Origin of the sequence: Wolbachia endosymbiont of Oedothorax gibbosus (assembly GCF_936270435.1) — a bacterium.
In the GTDB taxonomy this organism is placed as follows: Bacteria; Pseudomonadota; Alphaproteobacteria; order Rickettsiales; family Anaplasmataceae; genus Wolbachia.
The window spans coordinates 1675585-1684633 of record NZ_OW370567.1; the positions used below are offsets into that span (position 1 = coordinate 1675585).

The 9049-nt window shown below is 34.1% G+C and carries 11 protein-coding genes and 2 pseudogenes; 5 read left to right on the forward strand and 8 right to left on the reverse strand.

Translation table 11 applies throughout. The features are described from left to right. Positions 1–48: 48 nt before the first annotated feature. A pseudogene (locus NBW39_RS08585) lies at positions 49–626 on the forward strand (IS630 transposase-related protein); the annotation flags it as partial. Positions 627–639: 13 nt separating this feature from the next. Here the strand turns inward: NBW39_RS08585 and NBW39_RS08590 are convergent. Next, positions 640–1512 (reverse strand): IS982 family transposase, encoded by an 873-nt coding sequence (locus NBW39_RS08590; RefSeq protein WP_250294632.1) that lies wholly within the window; start codon positions 1510–1512, stop codon positions 640–642. Positions 1513–1606: 94 nt separating this feature from the next. On the opposite strand from NBW39_RS08590, the pseudogene NBW39_RS08595 reads away from it, so the two are divergent. Beyond that, positions 1607–1894: pseudogene (locus tag NBW39_RS08595) on the forward strand (transposase); the annotation flags it as partial. Positions 1895–1919: 25 nt separating this feature from the next. On the opposite strand, the gene NBW39_RS08600 reads toward NBW39_RS08595, so the two are convergent. From NBW39_RS08600 to trmD, 5 genes are all read right to left on the reverse strand, one after another. After that, positions 1920–2156, reverse strand: a complete 237-nt coding sequence (locus tag NBW39_RS08600) for a hypothetical protein (RefSeq protein ID WP_250295203.1) — start codon at positions 2154–2156, stop codon at positions 1920–1922. 19 nt (positions 2157–2175) lie between these two features. Beyond that, a complete protein-coding gene (locus tag NBW39_RS08605) occupies positions 2176–2973 on the reverse strand; it encodes a phosphoribosylformylglycinamidine synthase subunit PurQ (RefSeq protein WP_250295204.1) in 798 nt (265 codons plus the stop codon). Positions 2974–2979: 6 nt separating this feature from the next. Then, positions 2980–4230: a PstA family ABC transporter permease gene (locus tag NBW39_RS08610; RefSeq protein WP_250295205.1), complete on the reverse strand. Its 1251-nt coding sequence runs from the start codon at positions 4228–4230 to the stop codon at positions 2980–2982. Positions 4231–4439: 209 nt separating this feature from the next. Then, the gene (rplS, locus tag NBW39_RS08615; protein ID WP_250295206.1) at positions 4440–4817 is read right to left on the reverse strand and encodes a 50S ribosomal protein L19; all 378 of its coding nucleotides are present in this window, start codon (positions 4815–4817) and stop codon (positions 4440–4442) included. Next, complete coding sequence (trmD, locus tag NBW39_RS08620) at positions 4801–5511, reverse strand: tRNA (guanosine(37)-N1)-methyltransferase TrmD (protein WP_250295207.1); 711 nt, start codon at positions 5509–5511, stop codon at positions 4801–4803. The genes rplS and trmD overlap by 17 nt, the downstream gene beginning before the upstream one ends. Positions 5512–5585: 74 nt before the next feature. Between trmD and purC the strand changes: the two genes are divergently transcribed. Further along, entirely contained in the window at positions 5586–6308 is a 723-nt protein-coding gene (gene purC, locus NBW39_RS08625) for a phosphoribosylaminoimidazolesuccinocarboxamide synthase (protein WP_250295208.1), read from the forward strand. Here the strand turns inward: purC and purM are convergent. After that, complete coding sequence (purM, locus tag NBW39_RS08630; RefSeq protein WP_250295209.1) at positions 6305–7342, reverse strand: phosphoribosylformylglycinamidine cyclo-ligase; 1038 nt, start codon at positions 7340–7342, stop codon at positions 6305–6307. The genes purC and purM overlap by 4 nt on opposite strands. Before the next feature lie 133 nt (positions 7343–7475). Here purM and NBW39_RS08635 point away from each other — a divergent pair, with 133 nt between their 5' ends. Both NBW39_RS08635 and NBW39_RS08640 read left to right on the forward strand, forming a co-directional pair. After that, positions 7476–7769 carry a hypothetical protein gene (locus tag NBW39_RS08635; RefSeq protein WP_370273653.1) on the forward strand — a complete coding sequence of 98 codons (294 nt, stop codon included), beginning with the start codon at positions 7476–7478 and terminating at the stop codon, positions 7767–7769. 80 nt (positions 7770–7849) lie between these two features. Further along, positions 7850–8128, forward strand: a complete 279-nt coding sequence (locus NBW39_RS08640) for a hypothetical protein (protein WP_410543413.1) — start codon at positions 7850–7852, stop codon at positions 8126–8128. A gap of 63 nt (positions 8129–8191) precedes the next feature. Here the strand turns inward: NBW39_RS08640 and NBW39_RS08645 are convergent, their stop codons facing one another. After that, positions 8192–9010, reverse strand: a complete 819-nt coding sequence (locus tag NBW39_RS08645) for a transporter associated domain-containing protein (RefSeq protein ID WP_250295211.1) — start codon at positions 9008–9010, stop codon at positions 8192–8194. Between the last annotated feature and the right edge of the window lie 39 nt (positions 9011–9049).

Genomic DNA, 9049 nt, shown 5'->3' on the forward strand with positions numbered 1-9049 from the left:
AATAGTCCAAATAAGGTAAAATAAGGATTTGTAGTAGTGAAGGTAGGTATGCCAGCAGCATATAGTTATGACTTAAGGAAAAAAGCAATGGAAGCTCTAGACGAGGGAGAAAGCAGAGAAACAGTGGCAGCAAGATTTAAAATTGGACGAACTACTTTGTGGGAGTGGCAGCAAAGAAGAAAAGAAACAGGTGACTTTCAATCAAAAAAACTTGGAAATGGAGGTTACAATCACAAAATTACCGACTGGGATGCCTTTGCTAAATTTGCCAGAGAAAACGGAGGAAAGACTCTATTGGAAATGGCTAAACTTTGGAGCAACGTTAGTATCCAAACTATCCACCGAGCCCTGAAAAAAATTGGATTTACACGCAAAAAAAGACCTATGGGTACAAGGAAAGAAGCGAAGAAAAACGTGCTAAATTCTTGAAAATTATAGCAACAAAAGAACCTAAAAACTTAGTGTATATAGATGAGTCTGGCATTGACAACACTGAAGACTACCCCTATGGATATTGTCAGAAGGGACAGCGGTTTTATGCCCTAAAATCTGGGAAGAAAACTCAACGAATCAGTATGATTGCAGCTTTAAGTGAAAGAAAAATAGTTGCTCCATTAACCTTTGAACCCCAGTTATGGATTAACCAACGAAGTAAAGCTGAGAAATACAGGGCTTTTTCGATTGCATTGAATAAGAAATGAGGGTAGAAAAAATATGTACCAAGAAATTTACTGTGGATCTATGCCGAGTGTGCTCAAGTTCAAATTTGTTTTTTAGGCAGCCAAAAACCGTTTCAACAATCGATCTTTTCCCTAGTAAAATCTTCTCTTTCAGCGAAATCAGTGCATTTTTCATACCTTTTTTCACTTTAGTGACGAGTTTTAGACCTCTATCGAATAGTTTCTCAAAGAGCTCTTTCTTTATATAGCCCTTATCTCCAAACAAAAGTCCAGTTAGTTTTTTGGTTAGAGTTGGTACAGGTTTTCTGTCATCGACGTTACCTCTGGTTAGCGTAACACCTTGAATTTCACCTATTTCATTGATTACTACATGTAATTTAAAACCAAAAAACCAGCCGTAAGTATTCTTTCCTAACTCTGCTAATCCTTTGAAAACCTTATTTCTTGAGATTCTTTTTCGATGGCATACTGCTATTGAAGTAGAATCTATGTAGGAAATCCCGGTCATTTTTGCTTGTTCACAAAACCATTGCAAAAGTAATGCTAAATACCACAAAACTCGCGGCTTTAAGGCAATAAATCTGTGATATGAAGGCAGCTTTGAAAACTCTGATCTATAGAATAACTGAAGATAACAAAGATAAAAAGCCTTGAAGTTTTTACATGGTGATTTATGGTATAATAGGATTATGGTTAGAATTTCTGAGTGCGCTATTTCTGGTACTCTGGTTGGTTTTTTGCCGTTTGATAAGAACCTATTTGCAAAATTATCATCTACCGCACGACAAAAATCCTCGACGCAACAGTACAGTTCTGTAATATCTTTCTTCATGGGTAACCTCTTATTATTACTAAAATACTCGAGTTTACCCTGTTTCCCTCTTCTTAGTTATACTTTTATCTATTTTCTAATCCATAACTGAGGTTTTGAAGGCCACTGTAATATGGATATTTTTAATGGATGGTTTGAGCAATTTTTGATACCGACCTTGGAACCTGGACAAACTGTCATTCTTGACAATGCTACTTTTCATAAGTCTGATAAGATCATTAAGCTTGCTAAAGGGATTGGTGCAGAAATTTTGTATCTGCCACCGTATTCTCCAGATTTTAACAAAATTGAACATCATTGGTTTGCTATAAAAAACAGAGTCAGGAAAAACATTCCTCTATTCAAGTCTTTTCGTCATGCTGTTGATTCTGCCTTTCTATGATCTGTTCGGATTATTATGAGAAGTGCTATAATGTCACGTATCCAGCAAATTCATTATTATAAGAAGCAATCCATACAATACGCTCACCAAATTTTTGCTCTTTCAAATAAATTTCAAATGTAGATAGCGGTTTTAGCCAATTTATTTCTGCAAAGCTTGTAAAAAGAATTGAGATATCAGATTCAGTGAATGCTCTTATTTTAATGCTATTTTCCTGGTCTGTTCTGATGAATTTGGTTGAGATTTTCACAAATTTGACCATAAACCCCTATCAATAAATTTTAACAAAAATACTTCAGTGCATTTTCAAATATAAGCATTCCATCACCATATTCTGGTATAGTAACTCCTGCACGGTTACATTTCTCTTTTTCAAGAGGCCAATTATCTTGCTGGGTAAAAAATATTCCCCTCTCTGGATGGGGCATTAAAGCTAGCACTCTTCCACTTTTATCTGATAAAGCTGCTAGGTCGTATGTAGATCCGTTCGGATTGTAAGGAAATTGTAGGTTAGCATAGTTGCCATTTTCATCAATGTAACGCAGTGCAACGGAATTGCTCTCAATCAATTGGTTCAAAATATCTTGATCCATAAAAAATTTGCCTTCCCCATGAGCAACAGGGAGATATAGTTCACTCAGGCCACGTAGCCAAACAGAATTACTCTGCGGATTAACTCTCACTCTAATCCAACGACATTGATAATTGCCTATATCATTATGGATTAAAGCTAGATTAGAGAACTCTGGAACTAATTTTACTAATATCTGACAACCATTACATATTCCTATAATCAGCTTGTCCTGAGATAAAAACTCTTGAAACTCATCCAACAAGTTGTTTTTAATACGTAAAGCAAACGCATTACCAGCACCAGTGTCATCACCATAGGAAAAACCTCCTGGAATTGCAAGTATATTGCTTAATTTCAGTTCACCTGGATTATCTATGATATCGTTAATGTGAACGATTTTTACTTCAATATTACCAATACCAAGTTTTCTGCTGCATTCCATAAATGCAAATGCGGTTTCTTTTTCGCAATTTAAGCCATAACCAGATAGGACTGTGATTTTCATGAATTGCTAAAAATTAAAAAATTCGAATTTCCTTTTTACAAAATTTGCTACTAAATTTAACGCAAATAACACCAATAATAAAGCTATAATTGCGATAGCAGCAAGTTCAATAAATGCAATTTCAGGACTGCTTGACCATATGTATATTTGTACAGGCAAAACAGTTGCCGGATCGAAGAAGGACGTAGGTGTATCAGCAATAAATGCTACCATACCTATCATAAGTAAAGGGGAAGATTCGCCTAAAATCCTTGCAATTGCAAGCACAGCACCATGTATTATTCTTGGTAACGCAATCGGTAAAGAGTGATCTAATATCACCTTGATGTGAGGTGCACCGAGTGCAAACGCTGCATCTTTTATCGTAATAGGAACATTCGCAAAGGCATTTTTTGTTGCAATTATAATATTAGGTAACATCATAAATGAAAGAGTCATTCCACCAACAAGTGGCGAAGAACGGGGCAGCCCAAATATGCCAAGATAGAGAGTTAAGCCCACTACACCAAATATTATTGAAGGCACTGCAGCAAGATTATTTATGCTAATTTCTACAATATTGGTCATTAGCCTATTTTTAGGCATAAATTCGTAAAGACAGATGCCCGACATAATTCCTATTGGTAATGCTAATGCTAAGCACACTATAATTGTCATTAATGAACCAATAAATGCCCCTAAAATCCCTGCATTCTCAGGTTCACGAGAGTCAGATTTAAGGAATAAAGACTTATTAAAAAATTTTTTCACTCTCCTCTTTTCTTTTAGCCAATCAAGTAATTTAGCATAATAATCATTCAAATGTTTATCTTTATTTATTGAATTAATTATACTTGACGCGGTAAACCAGATCTCATATTCACCACTATCTTTTACTTTCTTACGAAAAAATTTCTCTAGTTCTTTGTAAGAATTACGACTTAAAATTTCGTCACTGTCTTTAAAATCAGTTCCTTTAAACACCTTACGTAAAGAATCGTTGAGTAAGCCGATGGACTTATATCGCAAATCACTAGGATTACTCGCCAAAGTAAGATCAGCATTTATTTCAACTGGCAATAAAATTTTCGTTACTGTTAAAGCGCTATAGGAGTTAACTAATATACTGAGCAGTATACATATAGGGCAGCCAAGTGAGATAACTAGTGCCGTGAAAGAGCAAAAGCGTAACATTCTGTTCTTTTTATTTTTCCTTTTTATACGAGCGTGCACACGCCTTGACTGAAGTAATTTAAGGAATTTTTTCTTTATACCCATTTATTTTTCCTGGATCCCATCGTCAAGTTTAATAACCATTGATGTCATGCAAGTAGCTGACACTGGAATCCAGTTATAAAAATACTTGCAAATCAGGCAAATGGCAACAGAGTCCATGCTAAAACATAATATAGAATAAGGCAGACCCCAGTATCAGCTACTTAGATGACACTGGGAAGCGCTGGGATGACACAATTTCCCTATTGTATCTACTTAGATTTCTTTTTAACATAAGTAGTACGTTCTTTGATCCTTGCAGCTTTCCCAAATAGCTTGCACAGATAATATAATTTTGCTCTACGGACCTTTCCCTTTCTTGTCACTTGTACTGAAATTAATGCAGGAGAGTAAACAAAAAATTGTGATACTATACTTTCTCCATGACTTACTTTTCTGACCGCAAAAGAAGAATGTAACTCGCGGTTCCTTTTTGATATACATACACCTTCAAATATCTGTATACGTTCACTTGCACCGTCAACTACTTTAAAAGTGACCTTCAGATCATCGCCAGGACGAAATTCTGGTATTTCTTTAGCTAACACTTGCATTTGCTGTTCGTTAAATTTTTTAAGTAAATTTGTCATTTATCTCTCCATTCAATAATTCAGGCCTACGCTTTTTTGTTATAACATGAGACTGCTTCTGCCTCCAATCACTTATTTTTTTGTGATTGCCAGATAACAAAACCTCAGGTACTTTATATCCCTTCCACTGCTCAGGTCTAGTATATTGAGGATATTCAAGTATACCACCACCATAATTAAAACTTTCTTCAGTAATACTATCGGTATTATTTACTACACCTGGAAGAAGTCTAATGCATGCATCGAGAACCACCATCGCAGCTGGCTCACCTCCTGAAAGTATATAATCTCCGATACTTAACTCATAAGGAGTATACGCATCAATTATCCTTTGGTCAATACCTTCAAATCGACCACACAATATTGTTATATGAGGAAACTCTAATAATTCTCTGGCAATATTCTGATTAAACTTAGTTCCAGATGGAGTCATGTAAATAAACTTAGTGTTTTTATGAATAGAGAGCATACTATCCACTGCACTACCAATTACATCAGGGCGCATAACCATTCCTGCTCCACCTCCATATGGAACATCATCCACAGTTGAATGTTTATCTTTCGCAAAAGAACGAATATTTATTACTTCAAGGTTCCATATTTTTTTTTCTAACGCTTTTCCGGCAAGAGAATAGTTCAAAAACCCGGGGAACATTTCTGGAAATATGGTTAATATTGTAACATTGAATGCCATTAAGGTTTATTTTAAGTTATTTGGGGCTATACTCTAAAAACAGTAAATTGATATAATATATAGTTAAATTAAGCATGTCACTGAATAAAACGATATACGAAGGTAAAGCGAAAGCCATTATTGAAACTGAAGACTCATCAACTGTTATACAGCACTTTAAAGATGATGTTACAGCATTCAATAAGGAAAAATATGAAATTATTGAGGGCAAAGGAATAATTAATAATCATGTTAGTGCTTTTATCATGGAAAAACTTGAAGAAGCAGGAACTAGCACGCACTTTATAAAAACTCTAAACGAAAGAGAACAGCTAGTCAAAAAGCTCAAGATAATACCTCTTGAGGTGGTAGTTAGAAATGTTGCAGCTGGCAGCTTTTGCAAACGTTTTAATATCAAAGAAGGTGAGAGGCTTGCATCCCCTATAATCGAGTTTTTTTACAAAAATGATGACCTAGCCGACCCAATGGTGAATGAAAATCACATACTGTATTTTGATTGGCTATCTAGCAAAGAAATGGATGAAGTTAAAACTACAACTTTAAAAATCAACGAAATTTTAGTCCACCTATTTTCAAATGCAAGTATATATTTAGTTGATCTCAAGTTAGAATTTGGCAGATTGATAAACGACAGTACTAAAATCATTTTAGCTGATGAAATCAGCCCTGATAACTGCAGGTTATGGGATAAAAATACTTATAAAAAGCTAGATAAAGACGTCTTTCGTTTGAATTTAGGAGATTTAAAGAAAGCATACCTAGAAGTTGCAAAAAGACTGTCAGTAAAGTTAGGTTAACTAAATACTACTCTATCAAGTGGAGGGTTACATGCCTCATTAAGTTTTCCAATAATCTCAATTTTTTCTCCACGCTTTTGGAAATGGCTTTCCACATCCTTCATATTCTCGGAATCTACAATCAGCACCATACCAATGCCACAATTAAATGTTTTTAGCATCTCTTTCTCCTCTATTTTACCCTCCTTTGTTAGCCATAAAAATATATCTGGCCATTTCCAGGAATTAATGTCTATGTTTGCAAATAAGTTTTTTGGAAGAACCCGTGGAATATTATCTATCAAGCCACCACCTGTTATATGTGCAACACCTTTTACCTTTGGCATAATAGGCAACAAAGAATCAACATATATTTTTGTTGGTTCAAGTAGTATTTCACTCCAAGATTTATTATTCCATGGAGATATATCGTTATAATTTATACCTAAGCTTTTGAAAATATGGCGCACCAAAGAAAACCCATTTGAGTGAATTCCACTTGACTCTAAGCCAACTATATAATCACCTGCTTTCATCATGCTACAGTTTGGAAGAATTTGCTTTCGATCAACTACACCAACCACAAATCCTGCAAGATCATAGTGATTATTATCATACATTCCAGGCATTTCTGCAGTTTCTCCACCAACCAATGCTATTTTAGCTTGCTTGCACCCCTTTGCAATGCTTTGGACCACAGATAACAAAACGTCTTTGCTCAAAACGCCTGTTGCAAAGTAATCAAGAAAAAATAAAGGCGTTGCTCCTTGTGCAAGTAAGTCATTTACACACATTGCAACTAAATCTATACCTATAGTATCATGCTTATTCACTTCTTGAGCTATCAACAGTTTTGTACCTACTCCATCAGTTGAGGAAACAAGTACTGGATGGTCATACTTCTTACTTAGTGCAGCAAAATCAAACAACGCAGAAAATGAACCTATTTCGCTGATTACTTCTTCTCTAGTAGTTTCTTGAGCAATAGGCTTGACTTCTTTTAGCAACTTATTATATAGCTCAAGATTTATTCCTGATCTGATATAAGCATTCATAATTCTTCTATAAATTTTAAAATTGTTAATACTATATTAACGCCTTGATATAAAAAGTACAACAAAACTTTCTCTTAATTGACTATTATATGCTTACCCATATAGGGTAACTTAAATCATTTATAATTATCCAATGAGCAAAAATACCAAAAACATACTGTTAATAACGGAACTGCTATCAGGACGGTTGCTTCATGACTTTGCTAACTCTATGAATGGAATAATGTTTGGCTTAGAAGAGCTTGAAGTAATAGATAAGAATGATGCCGATGCGCAGAAGGAAGCGTTGTCGTTGCTTAAAGAAAGCTCCGATGATTTAATATATAAACATAAAGTTATGAAGCAGGCATATTCTTCTTCAGCGGATAATTACAGCTTTGATCAGACCAAATCTAATATCGAAAATTATTTATTAAAAAAAAAGTAAAGCTTACGTGGAAAATAGATGCATACTCCGCAAAAAATAAGGAAGATTTAATTGAAAAGATAAATAAGATAATTTCTAATATGGTGCTAACTATAGCCAGTGCAGTGGCGGAAGTTGAACTAATGTCTGTTTTACTGAGTCAAACAGAAGATAAAATGCTATTAACTATAAAAATTCTAAATGAACACAAACCAATAAGCAAATCATTAGTAGACAAATTAATCAAAAAAAATGACACTAATTTAAATACAAAAGATATTAATATCTATATGACCTCTTTATTATTAGAGTACTATAACACTGAAATGCATTGTACTTGCGAAAATAATTTGCTGGAGATAGGTTTAACTATAACTTGAGTTGCATATTTGGTTATTACAACTTTTTCTTCGTTTCAAGGCAACCGACAAAGGATACCAAATCTAATTTTTGTAATCACTTAAGTCTAGTACTATTTTATTAATGTAGCGTTCATTTGCATCTTTGATGATAAACTTCATACCATTTTTATATTTAATGACTTCATCTACAGAAGGCACTTTACCAGCAATCGAAAGAATCAAACCACCAAGTGTAACATAGTCTTCTTCAGGGTCACGTAATTCTATTTTTAGATCCTCTTCTATATCTTTTATAAGAGCTCTTGCTGATATTTCAAACTTATTCTGAGACAATTCAGTAATGGTATATTCTGAATTTACTTCATTTTCACTATCAATGTTTGATATTAGCTCCTCTATAAGATCGGTCATTGAAATTAAACCATCAGTTCCACCATATTCATCCAATACAATAGCTAAGTATGATTTAGAAGATTTCATCCTAACAAAAAGATTAGTTGTCTTCATCGAGGGTGGAACAAATATTACGCTTTGTATGATATTTCTCAGATTAAAATTTTTATCCCTATTAAAAATAACATCTTTTACATAAAAAAAGCCTATTACGTTATCAAAGTTATTTCTATAAATTGGTATTTTAGTGTAGCAAGTGTTTTTTATCTTCTTTATTATTTCATGCTCGCTTGACTCAATATCTACTGCGCATATCTCTGTACGTGGAGTCATTATATCCATTATACCACAATCGCGGAATTTTAATAGACCATTAAATATATTAAGGTCTGGCAGATCTTTCATTAATGCCTCAGTCGCACACTTTTTCAACACAGAAGCTTTTTTGAAAAGGAAGAGAAAAATTCTATATGCTATTTTTTCTACTAAGGTTCTTTTTTTACTCAATTTATTCTCTGTAATGGCAAAAACGTTTTCAGATCAGAT